Source organism: Thermostichus sp. MS-CIW-25 (assembly GCF_054060015.1).
This window is the reverse complement of sequence record NZ_JBSSCS010000027.1, coordinates 15,989-40,484: the sequence shown is the minus strand read 5'-3', so window position 1 is coordinate 40,484 and position 24,496 is coordinate 15,989. Positions and strand designations below refer to the sequence as shown.

Sequence of the window (24,496 nt, the reverse complement as noted above, 5' to 3'; positions counted from 1 at the left end):
CAGCCGATGAACACGAATCTGTCGCGCTTGAGCCAGTCATCGACGATGTCGAACCATCCTCGCTCCTGACGCACGCGCCCTACCGCTATGGTCATCTGAACTACTCCTTAAAGACATCTAAATGAATGAGGACGTTAATGAAACTACAAAGTCTGCTTCTTCGAAGCAAGAGCGGAGCCTAGGTATAAAGACTCAACCCTCGGGTCTTTTGCCTCAGTTTCTTTGAACGGCTCTTTGGCGAGAACTGCCTGGGAACTTTCCAGTGGGTTAGAATTCCCAGCGCTCCAAGACCCTATCGAGAACCGTTTCCAGGGCTCACGAGGCCCAACAGAGCATTCGAGAGCCACCGGACAAGTTTTACGGCTGTAGGCATTACAATTTAGCCTATGCCGGTAAAGACTTGTAAATTGCTTTCATTATAGAGGTGGATAGCCGGATCTTATCAAGTCCAAGAGAACGCCTGTTTTTCCAGGAGCTAGGTTTGGGTCGCTACACCGCTGGAGTGAAGGCCAGGGCTGGGGATCCGATATCCTGAGAAGGCGATGTATCCCATTTGCGAGGAAGCTGAATCCATGGCTGGCGAGATCTTCACCACTGCTGGACTCTGCATTGTGCTGACCCTGGTGGGCGTGGCACTTGGATATGGGATCCTAAGGGTGACCCAAGGGGGGGCAGAGTGAGGGTTCTCCAAAAGCCCTCCCTTCAGTTGTCGGGGGTTTCTCCCGATCCCGCTCGGCCCTTGTCACAGCCTCGTGTCAATTGGCCACCTGGATGTGAAGTGGGTGACGAAAAGATGATAGGCCCATGAAGATTTGTGTTGTTGGCGCCGGGGCGGTAGGAAGCCATCTGGCCGTTTGCCTGGCCCGGTCGGGCTTCCCTGTCAGTGTTGTGGCGCGTGGAGCTCACCTGCAGGCCATCCGCACCCAAGGTCTAAAGCTGATCCGGCAGGGGGATCCCTCCCAAACCTGGGTAGAGCACTTGACGGCCACCGACGACCCGGCTGCCCTTGGCCCACAGGACTGGCTGATAGTGACGGTCAAGGCCCACAGCTTGCCGCAGCTTGCCCCTTGGCTGGGATCCCTGTGTGGCCCAGACACCCCCATTGTGATCGCCCAGAATGGTATCCCCTGGTGGTACTTCTACCGGCATGGCGGCGAGTTTGAGGGGCATTCCCTGACTTCCGTGGATCCAGAAGGGGTTATCGCTGCCCATCTGCCGATAGAGCGGGTGATCGGCTGTGTGGTGTATATCGCCGTGCAGTTGGCAGAGCCAGGAGTGGTCTTGCACACAGGGGGTGGGCGCTACATTCTGGGGGAGCCGGATGGATCCCTGTCAGGACGGCTGCAGTCCTTGGCCGCCATCTTTGAACAGGCGCAGCTTTCCACCACCCTCACCTCGCAGATTCGGGCCGAGATCTGGCAGAAACTGTGGGGCAACGCTGCCTTCAATCCCATCAGCGCCCTCACCCGGGCTGCTCAAGATGAAATTGCCCAATACCCAACCACCCATGCTCTGGTTCGGTCGGTGATGCGGGAAGTTGAGGCTGTAGCCCAAGCTCTAGGGATCCGGCTGCCGGTCTCTTTGGAAGAGCGGCTAGAAGATGCAGCCCGCGTGGGATCCCATCGCACCTCGATGCTGCAGGATGTTGAGCTGGGGCGACGGACGGAGATCGAGGCCATTGTGGGAGCCATCACCGAGTTGGGGCGTTTGGTGGGGGTGCCCACTCCCCATTTGGATACTCTGTATGCTTGCGTCAAGCTGCTGGAGCGCTCTCTTTAAGGAGCTTTTGCAGGGAGCGGTAGGGTCGCTACCGAACGGCAGAGAAACGATTCGTTTGCTGGATCCCAGGCTCCCCCCTGGGGAAGTGGCTCGAACTCCTAGAATGGCTGTAGCCTCCCACTGAGGAGGAAGCTGGGGGCGGCTGTCCACTTTTCGCCGACTGCACTCAATTGAAATCACAGCATTTGAATTAGCAAATGATGATTGAAAACTCCATCGTGCTCATCACCGGAGCCAGTAGCGGCATTGGGGCCGCTTGTGCCACCCTTTTTGCCCGTTCTGGAGCCCGCCTGATTCTGGTGGCCCGCCGTCAGGATCGGCTGCAGGAACTGGCTGGGGAATTGCAGCAGGCTTACGGCACTCCTTCCTACCTGCTGGCTTTGGATGTGCGGGATGGGGCAGCCGTGCAGCAGGCGCTTCAATCTTTGCCCTCGCCGTGGGCCAACATCGACATCTTGATCAACAATGCCGGTTTAAGTCGTGGCTTGGACAAGCTCCACATGGGGGCCTTGCAAGATTGGGAAGAGATGATCGATACCAACCTCAAGGGGTTGCTCTATGTTACCCGCGCCGTTTTGCCCGGCATGGTGGAGCGAGGTCGAGGCCATGTGGTGAACATCGGCTCCATTGCCGGTCGGCAGACCTACCCAGGTGGCGCTGTGTATTGCGCTTCTAAGGCCGCCGTGCGGGCCATCTCTGAGGGGCTGAAGCTGGATTTACTGGGCACCCCCATTCGCGTCACCGAGATTCAGCCGGGCCTGGTGGAAACCGAGTTCAGCCAAGTGCGCTTCCGTGGGGATCGCGCCCGTGCGGCAGCAGTGTATCAGGGCCTCACCCCCTTGACGGCGATGGATGTGGCTGAAGTGGTGGTGTTTGCGGCAACCCGTCCCCCCCACGTGAACATCAGCGAGATCTTGCTTGTGCCCACCGACCAAGCCAGTACCACCCTCGTACATCGTCGATAAGAGGCCGGCAACCGGGCTTTCGCCTCCACTCTTGCTTCCCTGAGCGACAATGGCAGCAAAGGTGGTGGGAACATGGGACTGGAAGCCGGGATCCTGATCGGGTTGGGAATCGGTTTGCTTTGCACGTTGCTCCTGCTGTGGCAGACTCGGCGCCGTTTCAGATGCGAATTGCAGCGGTTGGGATCCCTGGTGCATCTGGCCATGCCCCTCCACTCCCCGGAACAGATGCTCAGCTTGCTCAGCCGTTATCTTCGCCAACAAGATCTGGATTGGGCCAACCAAAAACAGCAACTGCAAAACTGGCAATACCTGAGTCAGCGGCTCCCTTGGGGATATCTGCGGGTAGACGAAAACAACGTGGTGCTGGAGTGCAATCCTGCCGCCCAGCGCCTGCTGCGCATCAGCCAATGGCAGCCGGGCATCAAGCTCTTGCTGGAATGGGTGCGCTCCTATGAGTTGGATCAGCTCATCGAGGCTACCCGCCGACAGGAGACCGCTGCTCCTGTCCAAAGTCGCGAATGGATTTTCTACCCTTCCGGTGGGGATGGCAAACCGATTCCGCTGCGGGCTTGGGGGTTGCTCCTGCCGCAAGCGCACGTGGCCATTTTTTTAGAAGACCGGCTGGAAGCAAAAATGCTGGCCCAACAGCGGGATCGCTGGGCTTCGGATGTGGCTCACGAGCTGAAAACCCCCCTCACCTCCATTCGCTTGCTGGCCGAAACTTTACAAAGCCGGGTCGATGCCGCTCAAGCAGTCTGGGTGGAACGATTGCTGAATGAGACTCTGCGCCTGAGCCATTTGGTTCAAGACTTGCTCGAACTCAGTGCCCTCAATCTGGGAGCCGCATCCCGCTCTCAGTGGCGCTGGGTGGATCTGGCAAGTCTGGTGCAGGAAGCCTGGCAAAGTTTGGAGCCGTTGGCCAAACCCCGCCACCAGGAACTGCACCTGAGGGGATCGTCCCAGATCTATCTCTGGGGGGATGAGCAACGCCTATACCGCCTCGTTCTCAATCTCTTGGACAACGCCGTCAAGTATGGCAAGCCCGACTCTCCTATCCATGTGATGCTTTCGGAGCAGGGATCCCAGGTGCGGCTAGAGGTGTACGACCACGGCCCCGGCCTGCCAGAAGATCAATTTGAGTTGGTCTTTCAGCCCTTTTACCGCACCGACACTGCGCGGGCCCGCAGCAAAGGCGGAACCGGCCTAGGGCTGGCAATTGTGCGGCAGATTGTCGAGGTTCATGGGGGCACCATCCAATTGCGCAATCACCCACAAACCGGTGGGCTGTGGGTTCAGGTGGAACTGCCCCGGAAGCACTTGGATCCCTTGTGAAGCCTATCCGAAAACGCTCGCGTCAGTGGCCCGCAGCCAGAATCTGGACGAGAATCGCCTAAGATTTCCTTTCTTCAGGGCTGTCCATCTCAGGGGTGATCCCCTAGAATTGGGGTAGGTAATCCTTACAGTTCATCTTAAGCAGGCATTCGGAATGGGCACCGACTATCATTCCGCGGACTTGTTGTCCGAACGGGAGCTGCAGGTCATTGAGTTGATTGCAGCAGGACTGACCAATCAGGACATCGCGGAACGCCTAGAGATCAGCAAGCGCACCGTTGACAATCACATCAGCAATATTTTGAGCAAGACCCGAACGGCAAATCGGGTGGCCTTAGTACGCTGGGCCTTGCAATGGGGAAAGATTTGCCTGGATCAGGTAAACTGCTGCACTTTGGTCGATGACAAAATTGCTTAGTGCCATCCCATTTTGCCGGTCAAGTGTCCAGCAAAGAGTGTTGAGCGGGGGGGGTTTTGGTGACTGTATTGCCCAGAAGTTATAGTCATTTCAATGAGGAATGAAACTGTTCCGTTGCAGTGCTTCCTAGCTCTTCTCTCTCTTAGGGAGAGGGATTGGGGGGCTCGCGGAAGTGATGCGGAGCATTTGGGCGACACCGCGGAGTAGTTAGGAAGCGTCTTAATCTAACTTGAAGTGACTATACTTGAGTTGTTTTGAGCTACGTTGATTGGGTTGTCATACGTGAGCGTCCCCAAGCTGAAACGCTACGCTGTTCGCTACGATTCTATGCCCCTGATGGTTTATCGGGAATTGGCTGCCCATTTGGCTTGTGTTTCAGGGGTGAAAACGGAGCTGGAGTGGAAAAAAAACTCCACCTTTCGCTACCAAGACAGCCAAATAGAGGCATTGCATATTCATCAAGAACCCGATGCCGACATAGAACAAATTAAGCGTATTCTTGACCACTATGGAGCGTGGCAGTATAGCCCCTTAGAAGACTAGCTCTCTCTGCAACCCAAAAGGGATCCCTAGGGATAGGGATCCCCGGATGATTCCTCTGCAAGGTCTGGGAAAAACCAGTTCAGCGAGCAGCTTGGCCTTGGGCAGGCAGGTGCAGCTTACGAGCCAGGCCCAATCTCGCCAACAGCCAAATGGCCCAGTAGGTCATGTCGATCTCCCACCAACGCAAACCGGCCTTAACGCACTTCGGGTCGGCATGATGGTTGTTGTGCCAGCCTTCACCATAGGTTAGAATGGCCGCCCACCAAAGGTTACGGGCATTGTCGTTGCTCTCGAAAGTCCGGTAACCCCAGAAGTGGCTGGCCGAGTTGATCAACCAGGTACAATGCAGCAGCAGCACTGTCCGCACGAAGATACCGTACACGACGAATGACCAGCCCCCCAGCAGGTAGAGTATTGCAGCCAACGGCAGTTGCAAAAGCAGAGCATACCTATCCAGCCAGCGGTAGAAGGGATCCCGAGCCAAGTCCGGCGCAAAGGCAGAATACTTCTCAGGGTTGAAAAATTCTTCGCGGTGGTAGATCAGCCAGAGTATGTGGCTCCACCAAAAGCCCTTACGAGCAGAATAGGGATCCTTCTCCTCGTCTTCGGTGAAGGCGTGGTGCTGACGATGGCCGCCCACCCAAAAGATCGGCCCCCCTTGAACGGCCAGGGCACCGAGAGTCGTGAAGACATATTCCAGCCACTTGGGCACCTGGAAACTACGATGGCTGAGCAGGCGGTGGTACCCCAAGCAGATGCCTAAGCTGCCGAAACACCAGTGGAGAAATAGGGCTACTCCCAGAGCGGGCCAGGAGAAGAAGAAAATGCCTCCCACCAAAGCCACCACGTGAAAAATGGCAAAGAAGAGCACATGTTCCCAAGCAAACCGAAAGGACTCTTGGGGCTCGGGCCGATTGAGCGGAGCGGGATGATTCAGCGATTGGCGAGAAAAAGAAGTGGTCATGAACCCACAAAACCTCAGAAGAAGAAGTAGACTAGACTGACTAGGAAAGAGCCAAAACACAAAGCCCAAGTTAAGGCCGCCGGATAACAGCGGCCCAACGTGAAAACGGAGTCAAACCCCTGAAGACACCGCCATAGCCAGCGGTGACTTGCTATGTGCTCCGCTGTGATGAACTTGGCTACACAGGAAGAAGAGGAGCAGAGGCAACGCTGCCGACATCCTCTCGCTTGACATTAAGCCTAGCGGTATTCCACCGTAAATGCAAGCGTCACTTGCAGCCCGCCGCAATTCTTCAGGTTTTCTCCTCACTATGGCACGTCCTTCTTCTCGGCAAAGGCTGCTGAATGCGGCTCGGGAGCTGTTCGTTCGTCAGGGCATCACCCAGACCACCACCCGTCAAATTGCGGATTTGGCCGGAGTGAATGAGGTCACCCTGTTTCGGCACTTCGGCACCAAGCAAGGGTTACTCCTGGCCGTATTTGGGGAGCTGGGGGTCTTTTCCGGCATAGCCGATCTGCCCCTGAAGGCGGATCCCGCCCCCTCTCAAGGCTCTGGGTTACAAGCCATTCTCCTGCGCTACGTCCACACCTGTTTTCGGGCTTTGGCCGACAATCCTGAGCTGGTGCGCTCCCTGGTGGGAGAGGCCGGTCTTTATTCTGAGGAGCATCGTCGCGCCTTGCGGCTGGGTTTTTCTCAGGCCCAAGAACAACTGACAGAGTATTTGCGGCGATTTCCCAACTCTGAGTTGCAATCTGTCGAGCCAGATCGCCTTTATGCAGCCGTTGGGGTTTTGCATGTAATGATTTTGGGAGCAGCCATGCTGGCAGTAACCGCCGAGTTGCCCACCGTTCACGCCGACGGGGCGGAGCCCTCTGTCGAGGAGCAGAATGAGGAGAAACCGGCAGATAAACAATCAGAAGAAAGCGCTGAACCCGACAGGATACCCTCCCTCCTGCAAGCCTGCGTGGAGCTGTGGATGGCAGGCGTGACCAGAATGACAGAACCTACGCCGTAGCGCAGCCACCCACAATTGGACAAGGCTCTCCAAGTGCCCTAGGTGGGCATGCGATACAGCTTCTCCCAACGACACACTGACTACGGCCAATAAATAGCCCCAGACCACAGGGATCCCGGCAACCTGCAGAACTCCCGTGAGCTCGGAACAAACTCTCTCTGTGTGCAAATAGATGTGCAAACAGGTAGATGTGCAAGTAGAAAAGAGAGGAGGTTGTAAGCCGGGTTCTGTAGTGCAGAGTTGCACTGGCGATCATCCATCTGGGAGTGATGTTGCCATCACCCTCTAGCGGCTCACCACCATCGAGAGCACCCTTCCCCGCTTTGGGTACCGTGATCTCGATGCAGCCAACAGGGGCGAAGAACAGCCATGATCCTGCGGCTGCGGCCTTGCTTTCCACCGGGGTTTACCGAGCCAACGCCTCACGACGTTGCTGGTGGGCTCTTACCCCACCTTTGCACCCTTACCTGTGCTGGGATCCCAGCCATCGGCGGTATGTTTCTGTGGCACTATCCTCGCGGTTACCCGCACTGGGCTTTCCCCAGCGGTGTGTTCTTCTGAAAGCCCGGACTTTCCTCATCCCGCTGTCTGGTGGCGACAGCAAGGACGCGATCGCCTGCCCCTCCTCTCTCTTCAGCTCGATCCTACTGCATCTTCCAAACCTAGAAAATCCCGGAAATCGGTACAAACTCCACTTGATCGGGAATGTTGGGGGCCAGGTGTAAGATTTGCCGGTTCAAATCCATCACCACAGCCGCCACGCTTTCGGTGCGATCCCAGACGGGCAGATGGGGATCCGGATAGCGGCAGATGCAGTGGGGGGCATTCGTCCGGTCTTGTAGGATTTTTTGAAGAGCGACCGCGTCTAGGGTTCCCGTTTGAGCACTCTGGCGAAGCAAATGATAGGCCCGTTCTAGCCTTGTGGAGGATCCTATATGGGGGGGCAGCTCATCTTCTCGCAAGGCCGGATCCAGGAAATGATTGGTGTGGGCGAGGATCCCTCCTTGAGGGAGATGCAGGCCAATTCCTCGTGGACTGATTTCAAAGCTGGTCGCCTTAGCGGGCTGTAGGCCTGTCGCCTGTCCTGTAATACCGGCAACGCTGACACAAGAGGAGGCGGTGTAGGGGTAGGATCCCACCCTCTCTACAGCCTGCTGCCACTCCTCGCACTCCAACAATAAGCGCAACAGCAGATGCACCGGCATTCCCTCGGTTTGCCCATCTAGGGTAGAGCGCAAGAGGTTGAGGGCTACGGCCAACCCTGCTTGATTGAGGCCAATTTTGGCCAGGATCCCAGCTTCGGTCAGGGTGAGGTAGGCAGGGTGGTTATCGGAGCGAACGCACAACAGCACACAGGCCCTGCGCTGCTCCCCGATCCAATCCCAGGTTTGGGCCAAGTAGGTGTGGTGGGTGGAGGTAGCCTGGGGCAAGGCCGCCAGGGTGGTGCATTCTCCCCCATCCGGGTTGGCTTGGGCTGGATCGATGAGATCAATCCCCTTGAATTCATGAGCAGGATCCGGTGGGTGCTGGGGCACCCCGTTTTGGAGATTGTGTTCCAGAGCAGCGGCGCAGTCGGGATGGGATCCACCGACAACCGATCTGGATAAAATCTCGGTGCGCAAATTGAGGGCCAGAATCTCGGCAAAACGGAAGCCACTCCCCGCGGCAATGCCTTGGATTTCTTCCAGCAGGTGGGGCACGTGGCGCTCTAGCCAGGGCAGGGATCCCTCTGCTTGGGTCTGGGCCTGCTGCCAGGTGAGACCACAGCGGTAGGCAAATTGGCGGGCGTAACTAGCAATGCTGTGGCGAATGAGTTGGGCCGCCTGGGATCCATACTGTTGGCCTCGTTGTTGGGGATCCCCCTGCAGATGAAGAATGGGGAACATGGTGCTGGTTTGCCCGTGACCTCAATAGGTGGGCAGGGAGGGATCCACCTCACAAGCCCAAGCGTGAATGCCGCCGCTGATGTTATGAACCTGAGTGAACCCGTTGGCCTGTAGCCACTGGCTCATCTGAGCAGAGCGGAGGCCATGATGACAGAGCACAAAAGTTGGCTGATCTGGATCCAGCTCTGTGAGGATCCGTTCCCTCCATTCCTCGTACTGGCTCAAGGGGTAGTTGCGAAAGCCCAGGGCATTTAAATTCACCAGCTCCAGCTCTGCCGGTTCCCGCACATCGATCAATTGCAGAGGCCCAGCCTCGGGATCCTGTAGGTATTGGGCCATCTGTTGTGGTGTAATGGAGCGGATGGAGAAGGACATCGCCAACTCTGGTCTACAGGGATCCCTTCTCAAGATACACCGGCTCAGCAGCTGCCCTGAGACTGCCCGCAAAGGTTAAGATGTCACCCTGATTTGGGCTTAGCCTGGGTATGGCTGTGCAGCGCTTTTTGATCGACACGGATACGGCGGGAGATGATGTCACCTCGTTGCTCTTTGGGTTGCTCTGGCCCAACAGCAGTGTGGAAGCGATCACCGTCTGTGCTGGCAATTTGCACCTGGAACAATGCGTTGAAAATGCTCTCTATACCCTGGAGGTGGCGGGAAAAGCTGGGATCCCGGTCTATCCCGGGGCCAGCAAACCCCTGGTGGGCAAGCTGGTTACAGCGGCCTACGTCCATGGAGAAGACGGCATGGGCAATTCTTTTTTCCCCAAGGCCAGGCAGCGCCCGGAATCGCTTTTCGCCCCGACAGCCATTGTGGAGCTGGCCAACCGCTGGGCCGGAGAGCTGCAGATTATCGCCCAAGCCCCCCTGACGAACCTGGCTCTTGCCTTGGCTCAGGATCCCAACCTACCTCACAAAGTGAAAAAACTCTGGATCATGGGTGGCACCAACCATGCTCTCGGCAACATCACACCGGCTGCCGAGTTCAACTTTTACGTGGATCCGGAAGCGGCCAAAAAGGTGTTGCAGGCTGGATTTGAGGTGGTGCTGTCCCCTTGGGATCTGGCGGTCAGCGATGGCTTTTTGACACGAGAAGAGCTAGAACCGATCCTCTCCCTGGATACTCCCCTCAGCCGCTTTTACTTAGCGGTGAACCGGGTGGCCTGGGAGTTCAACCGCTCCCATCCTGAAGGGGGAGGTCTTGACGGCATCACCCATCCCGATTCTTTAACCATGGCCATGGCTTTGCAGCCGGAACTGATTGGCCAAAGTTCCCGTCACTATGTGGACGTGGAATGTTGCGGAGAGCTAACTCGCGGCTATAGCTTGGTGGATCGCCTAGGCATTCTGGGTCGGCCTGCCAATGCTGAGGTTGTGCTCAGAGCGGACAAAATGGCTTTTCGAGAGATGCTAATCAAGCTACTGGGGCGATAGGAAACCATCATGATGCGCAAAACCTTGGGGATCTCTTGGGTATTAACGGGGATATTGACGGGGCTGTTCGTTCTCAGCAGTGCCGCTCAGCCTCAAATACGGGTGGGTATTGCCTTTGGAGAAGGGGGCAAAAACGATCGCAGCTTCAACCAATCGGCGGCAGAAGGGGCGGAACGCGCCAAGCAGGACTTTGGAGTGCAGGTGTTCGACTTTGAGCCGACGGATCCCTCCCAACTGGGGCCGGGGGTACGCAAGTTTGCCGAAGAGGGGTTTGATGTGGTGATTGGGGTGGGCTTTGCCCTGGAACCGGCTGTTACCGCCAGTGCCTCTGAGTTCAAAGAGGTGAAGTTCGGCTTGGTGGACGCAGTTTCCCCCGAAAAAGACAACGTGGCCAGCCTCCTCTTCCGAGAACATGAGGGATCCTTTTTGGTGGGCTACATTGCCGGCAAGCAAACCCAAACCGGTGTAGTCGGCTTCTTGGGGGGCATGGACATCCCCCTGATCCACAAGTTTGAGGCGGGCTATCGAGCCGGGGTGGAATATGCCTGCGCCGAAGACGGCATCACCTGTCGCGTCATTGCCAACTATGTCGGGACTACGCCCGCCGCCTGGAACGATCCGGCCCGAGCCAAAGAGATCGCTGCTGCCCAAAAAGCCCAAGGGGCCGACATCATCTATGCCGCTGCCGGGGGATCCGGCCTGGGGTTGATCGACTTTGTCAAGCAAGAGAGATGCCTCAGAGCCTCCGATCTGCCCGCCGGGGTGAGTTTCATTCGGGATCCCTTTGCGGAAGTGCCCAAGCCCGCAGATTATGCCAGCCTCTGCAGTGGGGATACCCGTCCGCTGTTCTTTATCGGTGTGGATGCCAACCAAAACTACCTGGGGGATACCGACAACAACCCTGCCACCCTCAACCACGGTCTCACCTCGATGCTGAAGAGGGTGGATGTGGCCACCTATGAAGTGATTCGCAGCGTGGTGGAAGGCAACTTTGTCGGCGGCATTCAAACCTTTGGCCTGGAGAATGAGGGTGTCGGCTATGCTCTGGATGAGTACAACCAAGCCTTGCTCCCGGCAGATTTGGTGGCCGCCGTGGAAGCGGTGAAGCAGAACATTATCGCCGGAACCCTCCAAGTTCCTGAAGAGCGCTAGATTTTTGAGATTTTTGTTGCCGATTGATGATTGATTGCGGATCCCTTGCGAAGCCTTGACTGAGGAGGGGATTCGTTAGAGGATGCTTTTGCTGAGGGCATTGGATCCCAGCTTGGCCATCTGTACCTTGACCCCGTGGCAGTTGTTTGTTGCTCTGACAACCTTGACCGCTAAGCGCTTGAAAGGGCTTTCCACCTATGCTTGGCCAAGTATCCAAATCTGGTTGGGGGATCTGTTCAGCCTTGCTGCCTCTGTTGGCGGGGGTTGCCCTCGGCTGTGGGGGTGGCGGCGGCAGTTCTCCACCTCTTCCTCCGCCAGGTGGCGGGCCCATCATCCTGAGAGTGGATCCGGCCAGTGGCCCCTTTACCAAACTGGCAGACGCAGTTGCAGAGGCGCAGCGACTTCAGACTGCCACAGCCGGCCTGGAGGTGCTGATCGAGATTTTGGGGACGGGCAGGGAAACTTTGCAAAGCAACCTGGCCCTGGATGGCGGCGATGGCACCAACGGCGGTCGCATTCGCATCACCAGCTCCACCGCCTATGAGATCCTGACCGGGCTCTTTGACGTGATTGTAGCCGGCCAAACCAGCCTGCAGGGGGTGGACGTGGTGCTGGGAGGTGGACGGGTGCAGGTGAACAACGGTACCTTTCAACCGGGCAAGGTCACCCTTAACGACCCCCGCTCCAACATCTTGGTCAACGGCAATGCTGCAGTTCTGGAGGGGGCCTTGGGTCAGTTAGCCCAGATCTTGTGCCAGCAATTTTTGGATCCCTGTGTGCAGATCTCTGGGAATGGCCGGGTCAGCCGTGTCTCGCCGATTGTCAGTAAAACGGGTGGGGTGGGCATAGGCACTGTGCCGGGCAGCAATCCCACCATTGAAAACAACACGATCCTCCTCCAGGCTTTGGGGGCTTTGGCCGTTCGCTATGGTGACAACTCCGGCGGGATCTTCCGCAACAACCAAATCGAAGGGGATCCACCCACGGCTGGAGCCGGCTTGGTACTGCAGGCGCGGCAAGCAGGTACGAGTGGCACTACCGGGATTCAGCTGGATGGGGCAGGCTCAATTCCATCCATTCAATCCAACCGGATCGGCGTGGGTGGGATAGCCGGGAGCGTCGGCATTCGCATTTTGCAAGGAACACAAGCCCGTACCCTTTCTGGAAATACATTTCTGGCTCGGGGCGAGGGCATAGGGATAGCAATTCAAGCAGCCCCCGGCACCCCAGATGCGGTAGTTGCAGCCTACCTGGCCGACAACACTTTCCAAGGAAACTTTGCTCAGAGGGTCACTGGGGAACCTGCGCCCACGCCAACTCCTACCCTGAGGCCACCACCAACTCCTGCACCGACACCCTCTCCCACTCCTGCACCGACACCCTCTCCCACCCCCACACCTCCAGTATTGGGCACCGGCCCCATTCAAGTTACCTTGAGTTGGAATACCATCGATGACCTTGACCTGTATGTTACGGATCCCACGCAGCAGACCGTGTTTTTTAACAACCGAATTGTCCCTTCTGGAGGACGGCTGGATGTGGATGCCAATGCCGACTGTGTTGCCGTAACCCAAAATGCTGTGGAGAATGTCTTTTGGGCTTCCACCTCGCCCTCAGGGCCATACTTCATCGAGGTGAGATTGTTCCGGCGCTGCTCCCAATCAACTGCTCCCATTCCCTTTACCGTAACGGTTCGCAAGAGCGGAAACGTCGCGCAGACTTTTAGCGGCTTGGCCACATCCCCTGGCTTGGCGGGTAGGTTTACGTTTTCCTTCCCCTGAAGTTAGCCAAGGCTGGCAGCCATCTGCCCTGCCCACGTATGGCCATTTTGGTTCAGACTAGGACACCACACCTATACTCATACTCAGATCTTTGATTGCAGATCGCAGGGTTCAGAAGACCTTATTTCTGCGCCCCAGGCATCTCATTCCCACTAAGGACAGCTCCAACTTCGCGGCCTCGACGCTTTTTCTGGCCATCACCTTGCGGCAGCGGGCGATGCTGGAAGGCAGTCCCACAAGTTCAAACAGTCACATCCCCTGGGAAAGGGGCTAGGGGTGGCGGACAGCGGCGCGGAGCGCTTTGCGTCAGCATGAGTGCGGGAGTATGTCACGCTATTCCGCAGCAGCCTTGGCTGCTTTCGCTTCGGCTTCCTTAGCAGCTTTGGCCGCTCTCATTTCCGCCAGAATCTCCTCCGGTCGTTTGCCAGCCCGCTGGGATCCAGCAGGCAAGTCGTGGGGATCGATCACCCCTTTGGGCAGATAGGCAAACTCCCGCAGTGGGGTCACCATTGGGTCCTCAGTTACCTTGGAGGGCAGACGGCCCATCGCCACCTGATGGTAGTTGAGGTCATGGCGGTCGTAAGCGGCCAGCTCATAATCCTCGGTTACCGAGAGGCAGTTGGTGGGGCAAAACTCCACACAATTGGCGCAGAAAATGCACACCCCGAAATCAATGCTGTAGCTGTAAAGCTCCTTTTTCTTCAGCTCTGGGTTGTAGGCCCAATCCACCACCGGCAGGTCAATTGGGCAAACTCGAACACAGATCTCGCAGGCAATGCACTTGTCGAACTCGAAGTGGATGCGTCCCCGAAAGCGCTCAGAGGGGATCAGCTTTTCGAAGGGGTATTGCACGGTTACCGGGCGCCGGCCCATGTGGTCGAAGACAACCCCCATCCCTTGGCCGATGTACTTGGCGGCTCGGAAGGCATCGCCCACATATTCTTTGACACGCTTGAGAAACGTCATGACCTATGTTCTCCCTCTCTTGCCTCTTTACTTCTCATTCAACCCCCAAAAAAGGTGGGGAAGGCGAGCTTTAGGGCTGCCGTCAGCAGCAAGTTAACAAAGGATACAGGCAGCAAAAACTTCCACCCCAAGTCCAGCAGTTGGTCAATGCGCACCCGCGGCAAGGTCCAGCGCAGCAGGATGGCCAAGAAGATGAAGATAAAAGCTTTGACCATCGTCATGACAATGCCTAAGGCCGCCGCGCCGATCTGCAAGAAAGGGTTATCCAAAGGAATCCCGGCAAGTGCAGCAATCGTTTCCACCGGCACCACAAACGACCAACCCCCCAAGTACAGCACTGCCGCAATCAGAGAAGCCAGCAGCAAGTTGGCGTAGGATCCCAGATAAAACAGGGCAAACTTCATGCCGGAGTACTCCGTTTGGTAACCGGCTACCAGCTCTTCTTCTGCTTCCGGCAAATCGAACGGGATCCGCTCCGTTTCCGCCAGAGCCGAGATCAAGAAAATCACAAAGCCAATGGGCTGCCGCCACACATTCCAGCTCAAGATGCCCAGGCCACTCTGCTGTTCGACGATCCCCACCGTGTCCAGACCGTTGCTCATCAGCACCACGGCCAACACTGACAGGGCCAGCGGCAGTTCGTAGCTGATCGATTGAGCTGCCGCGCGTAGCCCACCCAGCAAGGAGTACTTGTTATTGGAACCGTAGCCCGACATCAACAAACCGATGGGTTGCACGCTGGAGGTGGCGATCAGGAAGAACACGCCAATGGCAATGTTGGAGATCAATAGGTTCTGGCCAAAGGGAACCACCAGGTAGCACAAAAAGACGGGCAGGAAAACCAATATCGGCCCCAGCGTAAACAAGACTGGGTCGGCCAAGATGGGCAGAACATCTTCTTTGGTCAGCAGCTTGATGCCATCGGCAATCGGGATCAGCACCCCCTGAGGGCCGGCCATGTTGGGGCCAATCCGCTGTTGGGCTGCTGCCGAGATCTTGCGCTCCAGCCAAGTCATGACCATCACCCCCAAGGTGGCGGCGATGATCAGCAGCAACATCGGCAGGGGCATCCAGAGGGCATGGGCTGCACCTGCTCCCAAGCCTAGGTTCTGTAGGGCAGTCTCGAAGCCAAGTTGTAGGTCGATACCAGCGTTTGTCATGGGGGTGAGTAGCTCCCTAGAGATGGCGGGTTGGGTAGGGTTTGGGATCCCTGTAGCTAAGTTTTCCCGTTGGGATCCGATTGGGGGGGACGGTTACGGCGGCGTAGCTCCTGCTGGATGATGGCCTGAAGGCGAGCATCAGATAGCTCTTCCGCGCGGCGGCGCCTTTCCTCTTGGTACTTAGCCCATTGCTTGGGGCCAATAATCGCAGCAATGACAGACACAATCAACAGCGGCAGAACCAAGATCGCCCAGGCCATCGCCTTTGTCCTCGCTTTCCGTAAGTATCTTAGCGATCCACCTCGCCCATGATGATGTCAATGCTGCCGAGGATGGCGATCATGTCGGCTACCTTCATGCCGCGAATCAACTGAGGCAGTACCTGCAAATTGACAAAGCCGGGGGGACGGATCTTCCAGCGCCACGGGCAGACGTTGTCGTCACCAACAATGTAAATGCCCAGCTCCCCCTTAGCGCTCTCCACCCGCACGTAGGCTTCCCCCTTGGGGATCTTGAAATTGGCGGAAGGCTTTTTGCTGATGAACTGGTAGTCCCCTTTGTTCCACTCCGACTTCGGCCCCTCCAGCATCCGCTTGGCTTCCAGGTTTTCAAAGGGGCCTCCTGGCAAAGCCTTGACGGCTTGCTGCACGATCTTGCAGGACTCGCGCATCTCTTTCATGCGCACCCGATAGCGGGCCAGGCAATCCCCTTCGGGGTAAACGGCCACCTCCCAGTCGAAGTCGTCGTAGCATTCGTAGTGATCCACTTTGCGCAGATCCCAGTTGACGCCGCAGGCCCGCAACATGGGACCCGACAGACCCCAGTTGATGGCGTCTTGCTTGGAGATGGCTCCCACCCCTTCCAGCCGCCGGCGGAAAATCGGGTTGTCGGTCACCAGCCGCTCGTATTCATCCACTTTGGGCAAGAAATACTCGCAAAAGTCTAGGCATTTTTCCGTCCAGCCGTAGGGCAAGTCCACCGCCACGCCGCCCACCCGGAAATAGTTGTTGTTGATCAAGCGCATGCCGGTGACGGCTTCAAACAAATCCAAGATCCACTCCCGCTCCCGCATGGCGTAGAGAAAGGGAGTTTGTGCGCCCAAATCTGCTAAGAAGGGGCCAAACCAGAGCAGGTGGTTGGTAATACGAGTTAGCTCCAACATGATCACCCGCAGGTAGCTGGCCCGTCTGGGCACGCTGATCCCGGCCAGTTTCTCAACGGCATTGACGGTAATGGCCTCGTTAAACATGCCGGCCCCGTAGTCCCAACGGGAGACGTAGGGCAGGTATTGCACCACCGTGCGGTTTTCGGCGATTTTCTCCATGCCGCGGTGCAAGTAGCCGATCACCGGTTCGCAATCGACGATGTTTTCGCCATCTAGGGTGACCAGCAAACGCAAAACCCCATGCATAGAGGGATGGTGCGGCCCAAAGTTGAGCAACATCCGGTCGGTACGGGTCTCGATCATGGGCATGGGCATAGCCGCCGCCTCCGCAACTGAAGAATGTTCATGGTCTGCAACATTTGCAGTATAGCGGTTTTCTTCTGCCTTCTCGGGATCCCATGCCATCAAGGATCCCAATCCTCGATATTGAAAGTCTCCAGGGGAACTCAACTAGAGTGAGAGAAAAAGGAGGGAGACCGATGGCTATATCCCGTTCACCCGCGAATGGCCCATCCCGGAGAGAGCAGCAACATCCGCAGTATGCCACCGACCGGGCTGTGCTCGATGAGCTGATGGTGCAGGCCCAGGAGAGGCCCCTCTCCGAGTGGGTGCTGGCGGAAGTCGCCCGTTTGCGCATCCGTTACCACGGTTTCCCCGGTGCCTGGGATCTGCAGCGGGATTTGGATCAGATCTTGGAACAGTGGGGCATGAGCGAAGAAGAGCTGTTCGCCCAGACCCGCCAGATCCATGCCCGCGGCCAGGTGTACGACCGCAGCTTTAGCACGCGAGACGACTGGGCCTAGAGGCAGGCTGGGGGGCGGGATCCCTCACCCCCATCCCCTCTCCCTCTGGGAGAGGAGAGCCCGCCGCTACCTAAGAGACGTGAAGTTGCTCGGCAAAGACGGGATCCAAAGGCACATCTAGGGCGGCAATCACCTTGGTCCAGAAGTTCATGAAGCCAATCCAAGCCGATAGCTCCACCAGATCTTCATCTGACCAAATGGCTTTTAGCTGGGCAAAGAAGCTATCGGTGACCACCATGCTGGGCACGGTCATCCGCTCAGCGTACTCGATGGCCAGCTTTTCCGCCTCGGTGTAGAGGGTGCTGGTGCGGGCCTGGGCCACCGCCGCAATTTTGGCAGGGGAGGCGCCGTGCTTCTGCGCCTGCAGGGTGTGGTAGGGAAGGCAGTAGTGGCGGCAGCCGTTGATTTGGGCAATGCGGATGCTGACCAGCTCCTTCAGCTCTTCAGGCAAGTTGGGGTTTTGGGTGTGCAGCGCCCCGTAGAGGTTCATCACGGCTCGCATCAGTTGGGGCTTGTGGGCCATCACCTGCAGGGGGTTGAGGGCGGTGCCGTAGGTTTTCTCCAGGCTTTCGTAAACCTTTTGCAGTTGCTTATCGGCTTTCTCTGGGGTAACAGGAGGGATCCGCATGGACAGTCTGTAAAATTGCAGCATTCTCGACTTTAGCGCGTCTGGGGGATCCGCCCAAGCCTGAGGGGCGCTTCACGGTCTGGGGGAGGGATCCCTTCTCCCGTTGAGAAGGGGGCCTTGGTCTTTTGGTTTCGTTCCAGACACTCCTGCAGGGCTTGCAACCTGTCAAGGATTGCCCAAGGATTGCTCAACGGCTTCCACCTGCTGCTGGGTGGCGGTAGCCCCTTGGTTGAGGGTTTGCTGCAGTTGATCCCGCGATTGGTAAATCTGCAGCGGCCCACCTTGAGGGATCCCCTGCTGGGCAGCTTCCGGGCTGGCTTGTTCCGGCCTTGGCTCCGAACTCAGCGGGTTGCGATAGAGGCGGTTGACCAGCAGAAATCCCACCAGCACCACAGCAGTTGCCACCAGAAGCCGAACCATACCCGGATCCCTTGCAAGCATCTGGTTCTAGAATGCCCAAAAAGAGGAGCAGGTATCCGATGTCGGGCAAAGTTGCGCAAACTTCCCAGCCGGTACGGGTTGGCATTGGCGGCCCGGTGGGATCTGGAAAAACCGCTTTGGTGGAAAAGCTCTGCTTGGCGCTGCGGGACCACCTGTCTTTGGCGGTGGTGACCAACGATATCTATACCCGCGAGGATGCCGAGTTTTTGGTGCGGGCCAAGGCCCTGGAGGCAGAGCGGATCATTGGCGTAGAGACCGGCGGCTGCCCCCACACCGCTATTCGGGAAGATGCCTCCCTCAACCTAGACGCCATTCAGGAGCTGGAGCGCCGCTTTCGCCCCCTGGATCTCATCTTGGTGGAATCGGGGGGGGACAACTTGGCAGCTACCTTCAGCCCGGAGCTGGTGGACGCCTGCATTTACGTCATCGACGTGGCCGAAGGGGACAAGATCCCGCGCAAAGGCGGGCCGGGGATCACCCGCTCCGACCTGCTGGTGATCAACAAGATCGATCTGGCTCCCTATGTGGGGGCAGACTTGGGGGTGATGGAACGGGATGCCCGTCGCATGCGGGGAGATAGGCCCTTTGTCTTTACCAACCTGCGCACGGGTGAGGGGCTGGAGCAGGTTCTCAGTTGGCTGGAGCGGGAGGTGCTGTTTCGCCCCATCAAGACCGACCCCCCTCGGTGAGCCGCCTGTGAACTTCGGTAAGGCCATCTTGAAGGCAACCCGCCGAGGCGACCATACCCACATTTGGGAGTATTCTCAGGCTCCCTTGCAATGGCTGGGATCCCCTGGGGAGCCACCTGTGTACTACCTGCGCAACCCCAACGGCGGCCTGCTGAGCGGGGATCGCCACCGGATCGAGATCGGGCTGGGGCCAGGCTCGGCGCTGGAAATTCGCACCCAAGGGGCAACGCGGCTACATCCCGGCTTGATTCGGCAACAGGTCAAGGTCAAGCTGGCCCCCACCAGCCAGTTGATCTGGATCCCTCACCCGACCATTCCGGGGGCAGGGGCAGACTTTCGCCAGCAGGTGCAGATCGAACTGGATCCCACAGCCCGCCTGGCCTATGCCGAGATCTGGACTGCCGGACGGCTGGCCATGGACGAACGCTGGCAGTTTGAACATCTTGCCAACTGCTTGCAAGTTTGGGTCACTGCTGGGATCCCATCCTCCCCCGAGGGGAGAAAACTCTGGCTGCAGGAACACATAGACCTGCACTTTCCCCATCGGCAGGTCTCCGCCGCGTCAGTGCTGGGATCCCATCTCTGTTGGGGATCCTTGTATTTGCTGGGGGATTGGCCGGAACCCACTTGGCTGACCGTTCACATCAGCGGAACGGAGTCCCCATACTGGCTGGTCAAGTCTCCGGATCCCATCTGTAAGGGTTGGATTCTGCGCCAGGTGGGGCCACAGGCAGAGGCCATTTGGCGGCATTTTGGCCAGGTTGCACTACAGCTTGCTCAAGCCAAGGGTGGCTCACCCCAGGGGTGGTAGACTAAGGCTGACTCAAACCAACTGGTTGACCCAAGGCCGGGACGGAGTCCTTTGAACGCTGCTCAACGGATTCTCAGACGCTCTGTCCTCAGGGGGCGAAGTCGCTGGCTGCTCCTCTACGAGAAGGGGATGGCCCTGCTGGCCCTGAGCAACCTGTGCTTGGTGCTCTTCGACATGAGCTATGTGCCTGGGCGAGATTTTTGGCTCCAGGGTCGGGTGCAAATTTTTGGCGCCTTTGGTCCTCCCATTCCGCTGCCGATTCTCTCCGAAGAAACCAGCCGTTCCCCGGTGACCGACCTATACGACCTCATCAAGGGCATTGAGCCCAACCCCGAAACCCAGCGCTACTTGGCCTTGGTGGATGAGCTGCGCCAGGTTACCCTGCGGTTTGGCGTGGAGTCTGAGGCGGCTGCACCGATCCTGGCCCGCTTGCGGGAGCTCAGCGACGAGATGATCGAGACCAACCCCTTTCAGGGCGCCAACAAAACCGGCCAGTTTGTGCGTATCCTCAACTTGATGCGGGAGCACATCCCAGAAGCCGACTCCGCCAGAGCTGCCTTTGCCCGCTTTTGGACTGCTGAGTACTTGGCCAGCGCCGATCCCGCAGATGGAATCGAATTTTTCCAGACCCGGCTGCGCCCCCTCTTCGAGACCAACTATTTCCGCCCCATTGGCGAGAGCGGTAACCCTGTTGACTTTTTCCCGGTGCTGGATTTTCCCTTCGTGCTTCTGTTTGGGCTGGAATTTTTGCTGCGCACGGTGGCCATCAGCCGCCGCTACACCGGCGTCAATTGGCTGGATGCCATGCTCTGGCGTTGGTACGATGTGCTGCTGCTGCTGCCCTTTTGGCGCTGGCTGCGGGTGATCCCCGTCACCATCCGGCTGGGACAAGCGCAGTTGCTGGATCTGGAGCGGGTACGCGCTCAGGTGAGCCAAGGCTTTGTCACCAACTTCGCCGAAGACCTGACGGAAGTCATTGTTGTGCGGGTGATCAACCAAATCCAGGGATCCATTCAGCGCGGATCCCTGCCCCTGCTGCCGGCAGCACGTACCCCGCGGGACTACATCGACATCAACAACACCAACGAGCTGGAGGCGATTGCCAACCTGGTTTTTCGCATTGTTCTCTACCGCGTTTTGCCCCAGGTGCAACCGGAGCTGCAACAACTGCTCCGCTACAACCTGGATGGCCTGCTCAAGCAGTTGCCTGCCATGCAAACTCTAGAACAGCTTCCCGGCCTGGGATCCCTGCCCAGCCAACTGACGGAGCGCCTGGCCAACGAGCTGACTACCACCACCTACAAAACCCTAACGGGCAGTTTCGAGGATCCCGTTGGCTCCAAGCTGGCAGCGCAACTGATGCAGCGGTTTGGTGAAGTCTTGGCACGAGAACTCACCCAGGAGCACGCTTTGGAGGAAATTCGCTCTCTCCTGCAAGACTTGCTGGAAGAGATCAAGATCAACTACGTCGAGCGGCTATCCCACGAGGATCTGGAGGAGGTGATGGAGCAAACCCGCCAGCTTCGGCAAAAGGCCCAGCAACTGGAGAAAGACCGCCGCAACTAGGGTTGGGAGGATTGGTTGACGAGGTTTCGCCAGTTCAGTAGGATAATGTTTCCAGGTCGGGCGAGTGGCGAAACTGGTAGACGCACCGCACTCAAAATGCGGCGGGAAACCGTGTCGGTTCGAATCCGACCTTGCCCATGCTCCTCAAATCTGTAGGGCTCGCCGCTTTCTGTGTTTGGTAGGTTGATCCGTCTTGCCTCTTCTCACAGGGGTTTGGTGATAGAACCAGCCAAGCCCTTCTGGAGCAGGGTGCCAGCGGGACGGAGTCCTTAGATAGGGCAGCCAGAATCGGGCTCATCCTGCATCCTAGAGATGAAGCTCTAGCCGCTAAACTGGGGAATCATGGATGCAACTTTGGAATCTTTCTTTGCCTCTGCCACCCGAATTGGGCTAGGTCTGGCAGGCTTGCTGGCTATGCTCACCCTGCTGGCCTGGATCCGCAATTGGCCATTGAAGTTTTCCCTGGTGGGCTACACAGCGTTTGCGCTGGTTTTAACGGCGGGATGTTTTGCCCTCAGCTTGGGGCCGATCTTTCGCTCCCGCATTCCCGGTGCTGCCCCCTACACCACCGTCTATGACCAAGGGGCGGATCGAGCGGTTATTGCTGTCAGCCCGGATATCACCCCAGAGCAACTGATCCTCACCCTGAAGCAGGCGGCCAGCGATTTGGGATCCCCGGGCCGCTTCTCCACCGGTTCGCCGGTGTTCACCTTGCGGGCCCGCACCGTCATCCATCCCGAGCCGGGAGTTTCCGAGCCGTTGCTCTTGGGCACGCTGCAACAGCCGTTGGGAAAGCGCCTGCGCACCCCAGAAGAACAACAGCAGCAGCAGATCCATCTGGAGGAAGAGGCCTTTGCCCGGCTGCGGAAGTTGGCCCGGGGTCAGGCTTCTGCCGCCTTGTCTGCAGAGGGAGCGGAAGAGCCAACCACCGGGATCCCACTTGCCCAGTCTTGAGCGCTGAGCCAGCGGCGCAGATCCTGTCCCACCCGGTCGGGGATCTCCCAGGGAAAGAGATGAGCCACGTTGGGATAGACAATGCAGGTGCAGTGGGGCAGGGCGCGGGCTGTGGCCAGGCTGCTGTTGGCGGTGATGTGGCGATCCCGCTCGCCGGCCATAAGCAGTACCGGGATGCGAATTCGGTGCAGATCTCCCTCGCGGTTGTAGCCCCGTTGCAAAGCGGCGCGCAGAGCTTGGCGAGCCTGGGGGGAGGTGTGCAGATAGGCGGGCAAGGCCATGTGCGCCAAATACCGATAGGCCGTTGGGGTCTGTTGCTGCATCAGGTAGCGGTAAAGGGAGCGACGGCCAAAGGTCTCGATGTTCCATTCCCAGCCGGGCCAAAGCCAGTTGAGCAGCGAGGCAACGCCGGTGTTGACCTGATCCCAAAAATCGGTGGGGGGATGGTTGCTGCGGGGGCAGGCGGCACTGGCCACCAAGACCAAACCCTTTACCCGCTGCGGCAGCCGCAAAGCCAACTCCAGGGCCAGGATCCCGCCCAAAGACCAGCCCAGCACCAGACACGCCTGCCAGCCCAGGCGATCCAGCAGCCGCTCCAAGTCCTCTAGGTGATCCTGCATCTCAAAGGGATCCGTCACCTGGGAATGCCCGTAGCCACGCAGATCTGGCGCCACACAGGGGTGGATCCCCGCCACTGCCTCTGCAAATACCGCCATGCAGTCGGCATTGCCCGGATGGCCGTGGAGCATCAAGATTGGGAGGGAGGGGATCCCTTCTCCCCAAGTACGATAGTGGAGCTGCAGGCCCATCGCTTGACATTCTCCCTGCCCTAAATGGCAAGGATTCTTTCCCAGGTTGCAGGATGACTCCTAACTTTCTGAGCTACACCACCCTTGCAAGTGGTGGGGGATGCTATGACGCCACCTACTGGGATGAACTCCCAGATACTTTCCCTGTTGACACTGCGCCCTATTCAAGTTGGCGGAGTTCGTTCAACACCATAGCACAAAGCCGCCCTGGTCGCGTCAGCGGGCCGTAGGCCTTAGGGCGGGGCTTGCAACCCAGTTTTCTTGGTCAAAGCTTCTCTTCTGCCCCTGTTTTGAAACTGATCCGAGGCCAATACCCTATTTTTCTCCCTGCCTAGTGCCTCTCTGGCCGATGTCGGGTAGATTTGGCGGTAGCCATCGCTGAAGAATCGGTCAACGCTTTATGAACAGCCCGATCCAGGATTGTGAGCCCCCCGTTTCACCTCGCTCTGAGCAGGGCAGTCTGGGTTGGAGCCTTCCCCTGAAAGGCTTGGGATTTGGCTTGTTTTTCGGATCCCTGGTTTGGGCAGGATGGGCAAGTCAACTCCAACTGTGGGCCCAGCCGGTCGAACAGCAACCCCAGGAGGAAGTCTTAGTGCCAGGGCGCAATTTGGATCCTGGGGCACAAATCCGGGTGCGTAACGAGCTGGTCAAGCTCTGTGGGGACTATCGTTGCGAAGATTACCGCTTTTCGGTGCGGGTACTGATCAGACCTGAAGACACTCTGGAAACTCTGCTGGGGCGGCTGGATACGGAGATGCTGCGGGAGGTGGATCGGGTGTTTCAAACTCGGCCCGATCTGAATCGGGTCATTGTCGATGGCTACGTCTTCTCGGGTACTCCCGCTTTTGTCAGCCGGGAAGTGCTGCTGCAAACAATGTTTGTGCCTCGTCACCGTTGGGAAGTGGGCCGCTTTGGGCCGGAGCAAGATGGGATTTTCTATGCCGAGCTGTTGAGACAGGTGACACCCTTTCTAGCTCCATCTCCAACCCCCACGCCTACACCTGGGCCTGTGCCTGGAGAAGCTGTGCCCCCTCTGCCCCCGCCTCCTGGAGCAACTCCTCCTGTAGAGGCAACACCTACTCCTCAAGAAACCCCAGCCGCTCCACCTCCACCTCAAGGGGATGTAATTCAGCGGCAGCCGATCCAGCCCTGATGGGTTTGTTGGGTAGCTGAGTCTGGGTTGTGAAGGATCCTCAGGATCCCTTGTTTTGTGACCAGGCCAGTGCCCTCCCAGTT

General features: G+C 57.9%; 26 protein-coding genes, 1 tRNA gene and 1 other RNA gene. 17 read left to right on the top strand and 11 right to left on the bottom strand.

What is annotated here, in order from left to right; all coding sequences use genetic code 11:
• The first annotated feature begins 572 nt into the window (after positions 1-572).
• The 6 genes from petM to ACVWZ1_RS10320 all read left to right on the top strand — a co-directional run bounded on the left by petM (position 573) and on the right by ACVWZ1_RS10320 (position 5,037).
• A complete protein-coding gene (gene petM, locus ACVWZ1_RS10345; RefSeq protein WP_011432492.1) occupies positions 573-680 on the top strand; it encodes a cytochrome b6-f complex subunit PetM in 108 nt (35 codons plus the stop codon).
• A gap of 124 nt (positions 681-804) precedes the next feature.
• Positions 805-1,779 (top strand): ketopantoate reductase family protein, encoded by a 975-nt coding sequence (locus tag ACVWZ1_RS10340; protein WP_457503319.1) that lies wholly within the window; start codon positions 805-807, stop codon positions 1,777-1,779.
• A 197-nt stretch (positions 1,780-1,976) separates the two neighbouring features.
• Positions 1,977-2,744, top strand: a complete 768-nt coding sequence (locus ACVWZ1_RS10335) for an SDR family oxidoreductase (RefSeq protein ID WP_457392662.1) — start codon at positions 1,977-1,979, stop codon at positions 2,742-2,744.
• Between the two features lie 72 nt (positions 2,745-2,816).
• Positions 2,817-4,076: a sensor histidine kinase gene (locus ACVWZ1_RS10330; protein WP_457503318.1), complete on the top strand. Its 1,260-nt coding sequence runs from the start codon at positions 2,817-2,819 to the stop codon at positions 4,074-4,076.
• A gap of 154 nt (positions 4,077-4,230) precedes the next feature.
• Positions 4,231-4,494, top strand: coding sequence for a photosynthetic electron transport-dependent transcriptional regulator PedR (gene pedR / locus ACVWZ1_RS10325; protein ID WP_011432496.1), 264 nt, complete (start codon positions 4,231-4,233; stop codon positions 4,492-4,494).
• Positions 4,495-4,776: 282 nt separating this feature from the next.
• Positions 4,777-5,037, top strand: coding sequence for a hypothetical protein (locus ACVWZ1_RS10320; protein ID WP_414343320.1), 261 nt, complete (start codon positions 4,777-4,779; stop codon positions 5,035-5,037).
• Between the two features lie 79 nt (positions 5,038-5,116).
• Here the strand turns inward: ACVWZ1_RS10320 and ACVWZ1_RS10315 are convergent, their stop codons facing one another.
• The gene (locus ACVWZ1_RS10315) at positions 5,117-6,001 is read right to left on the bottom strand and encodes an acyl-CoA desaturase (RefSeq protein ID WP_414523215.1); all 885 of its coding nucleotides are present in this window, start codon (positions 5,999-6,001) and stop codon (positions 5,117-5,119) included.
• Between the two features lie 310 nt (positions 6,002-6,311).
• Between ACVWZ1_RS10315 and ACVWZ1_RS10310 the strand changes: the two genes are divergently transcribed.
• The gene (locus ACVWZ1_RS10310; RefSeq protein ID WP_457467152.1) at positions 6,312-7,016 is read left to right on the top strand and encodes a TetR/AcrR family transcriptional regulator; all 705 of its coding nucleotides are present in this window, start codon (positions 6,312-6,314) and stop codon (positions 7,014-7,016) included.
• Between the two features lie 200 nt (positions 7,017-7,216).
• On the opposite strand, the gene rnpB is transcribed toward ACVWZ1_RS10310, so the two are convergent.
• From rnpB to ACVWZ1_RS10295, 3 genes are all read right to left on the bottom strand, one after another.
• Positions 7,217-7,646, bottom strand: an RNA gene (gene rnpB / locus ACVWZ1_RS10305) — RNase P RNA component class A.
• A gap of 32 nt (positions 7,647-7,678) precedes the next feature.
• Positions 7,679-8,902 (bottom strand): C45 family autoproteolytic acyltransferase/hydolase, encoded by a 1,224-nt coding sequence (locus ACVWZ1_RS10300; protein ID WP_457503317.1) that lies wholly within the window; start codon positions 8,900-8,902, stop codon positions 7,679-7,681.
• Between the two features lie 21 nt (positions 8,903-8,923).
• Positions 8,924-9,277 carry a rhodanese-like domain-containing protein gene (locus ACVWZ1_RS10295; protein ID WP_414343313.1) on the bottom strand — a complete coding sequence of 118 codons (354 nt, stop codon included), beginning with the start codon at positions 9,275-9,277 and terminating at the stop codon, positions 8,924-8,926.
• Between the two features lie 110 nt (positions 9,278-9,387).
• Between ACVWZ1_RS10295 and ACVWZ1_RS10290 the strand changes: the two genes are divergently transcribed.
• From ACVWZ1_RS10290 to ACVWZ1_RS10280, 3 genes are all read left to right on the top strand, one after another.
• Positions 9,388-10,335, top strand: a complete 948-nt coding sequence (locus tag ACVWZ1_RS10290) for a nucleoside hydrolase (protein ID WP_414357935.1) — start codon at positions 9,388-9,390, stop codon at positions 10,333-10,335.
• Positions 10,336-10,347: 12 nt separating this feature from the next.
• Positions 10,348-11,487 carry a BMP family lipoprotein gene (locus tag ACVWZ1_RS10285; protein WP_457467171.1) on the top strand — a complete coding sequence of 380 codons (1,140 nt, stop codon included), beginning with the start codon at positions 10,348-10,350 and terminating at the stop codon, positions 11,485-11,487.
• Positions 11,488-11,729: 242 nt separating this feature from the next.
• On the top strand, positions 11,730-13,268 hold the full coding sequence (locus ACVWZ1_RS10280; protein ID WP_457503315.1) for a right-handed parallel beta-helix repeat-containing protein: 1,539 nt from the start codon (positions 11,730-11,732) through the stop codon (positions 13,266-13,268).
• Between the two features lie 333 nt (positions 13,269-13,601).
• On the opposite strand, the gene ndhI is transcribed toward ACVWZ1_RS10280, so the two are convergent.
• The 4 genes from ndhI to ACVWZ1_RS10260 are packed head-to-tail and all read right to left on the bottom strand — an operon-like array spanning position 13,602 to position 16,868.
• On the bottom strand, positions 13,602-14,234 hold the full coding sequence (ndhI, locus tag ACVWZ1_RS10275) for an NAD(P)H-quinone oxidoreductase subunit I (protein WP_414331863.1): 633 nt from the start codon (positions 14,232-14,234) through the stop codon (positions 13,602-13,604).
• Between the two features lie 38 nt (positions 14,235-14,272).
• Positions 14,273-15,394, bottom strand: a complete 1,122-nt coding sequence (nuoH, locus tag ACVWZ1_RS10270) for an NADH-quinone oxidoreductase subunit NuoH (RefSeq protein ID WP_414331864.1) — start codon at positions 15,392-15,394, stop codon at positions 14,273-14,275.
• Positions 15,395-15,450: 56 nt separating this feature from the next.
• Entirely contained in the window at positions 15,451-15,654 is a 204-nt protein-coding gene (locus tag ACVWZ1_RS10265; RefSeq protein WP_414331866.1) for a hypothetical protein, read from the bottom strand.
• A 29-nt stretch (positions 15,655-15,683) separates the two neighbouring features.
• The gene (locus ACVWZ1_RS10260; RefSeq protein ID WP_041437160.1) at positions 15,684-16,868 is read right to left on the bottom strand and encodes an NAD(P)H-quinone oxidoreductase subunit H; all 1,185 of its coding nucleotides are present in this window, start codon (positions 16,866-16,868) and stop codon (positions 15,684-15,686) included.
• 170 nt (positions 16,869-17,038) lie between these two features.
• On the opposite strand from ACVWZ1_RS10260, the gene ACVWZ1_RS10255 reads away from it, so the two are divergent.
• The gene (locus ACVWZ1_RS10255; protein WP_457503313.1) at positions 17,039-17,362 is read left to right on the top strand and encodes a DUF3288 family protein; all 324 of its coding nucleotides are present in this window, start codon (positions 17,039-17,041) and stop codon (positions 17,360-17,362) included.
• A 70-nt stretch (positions 17,363-17,432) separates the two neighbouring features.
• Here ACVWZ1_RS10255 and ACVWZ1_RS10250 read toward each other — a convergent pair whose 3' ends face one another.
• Both ACVWZ1_RS10250 and ACVWZ1_RS10245 read right to left on the bottom strand, forming a co-directional pair.
• Positions 17,433-17,990 carry a carboxymuconolactone decarboxylase family protein gene (locus tag ACVWZ1_RS10250; RefSeq protein ID WP_457503312.1) on the bottom strand — a complete coding sequence of 186 codons (558 nt, stop codon included), beginning with the start codon at positions 17,988-17,990 and terminating at the stop codon, positions 17,433-17,435.
• 165 nt (positions 17,991-18,155) lie between these two features.
• The gene (locus ACVWZ1_RS10245; RefSeq protein ID WP_414331870.1) at positions 18,156-18,410 is read right to left on the bottom strand and encodes a hypothetical protein; all 255 of its coding nucleotides are present in this window, start codon (positions 18,408-18,410) and stop codon (positions 18,156-18,158) included.
• Between the two features lie 59 nt (positions 18,411-18,469).
• Between ACVWZ1_RS10245 and ureG the strand changes: the two genes are divergently transcribed.
• From ureG to ACVWZ1_RS10220, 5 genes are all read left to right on the top strand, one after another.
• Positions 18,470-19,120 (top strand): urease accessory protein UreG, encoded by a 651-nt coding sequence (gene ureG / locus ACVWZ1_RS10240; RefSeq protein WP_457503311.1) that lies wholly within the window; start codon positions 18,470-18,472, stop codon positions 19,118-19,120.
• A gap of 7 nt (positions 19,121-19,127) precedes the next feature.
• The gene (locus ACVWZ1_RS10235; RefSeq protein ID WP_457503310.1) at positions 19,128-19,931 is read left to right on the top strand and encodes an urease accessory protein UreD; all 804 of its coding nucleotides are present in this window, start codon (positions 19,128-19,130) and stop codon (positions 19,929-19,931) included.
• Positions 19,932-19,982: 51 nt separating this feature from the next.
• Positions 19,983-21,497, top strand: coding sequence for a hypothetical protein (locus tag ACVWZ1_RS10230; RefSeq protein WP_457503308.1), 1,515 nt, complete (start codon positions 19,983-19,985; stop codon positions 21,495-21,497).
• A 58-nt stretch (positions 21,498-21,555) separates the two neighbouring features.
• Positions 21,556-21,635: transfer RNA gene (locus tag ACVWZ1_RS10225), tRNA-Leu, on the top strand.
• A 204-nt stretch (positions 21,636-21,839) separates the two neighbouring features.
• Entirely contained in the window at positions 21,840-22,451 is a 612-nt protein-coding gene (locus ACVWZ1_RS10220) for a Ycf51 family protein (RefSeq protein ID WP_457503307.1), read from the top strand.
• Here the strand turns inward: ACVWZ1_RS10220 and ACVWZ1_RS10215 are convergent.
• Positions 22,379-23,260, bottom strand: a complete 882-nt coding sequence (locus ACVWZ1_RS10215) for an alpha/beta fold hydrolase (RefSeq protein WP_457467160.1) — start codon at positions 23,258-23,260, stop codon at positions 22,379-22,381. The genes ACVWZ1_RS10220 and ACVWZ1_RS10215 overlap by 73 nt on opposite strands.
• A gap of 400 nt (positions 23,261-23,660) precedes the next feature.
• On the opposite strand from ACVWZ1_RS10215, the gene ACVWZ1_RS10210 reads away from it, so the two are divergent.
• Positions 23,661-24,413 (top strand): hypothetical protein, encoded by a 753-nt coding sequence (locus ACVWZ1_RS10210; protein ID WP_457503305.1) that lies wholly within the window; start codon positions 23,661-23,663, stop codon positions 24,411-24,413.
• The last annotated feature ends 83 nt before the right edge of the window (positions 24,414-24,496 follow it).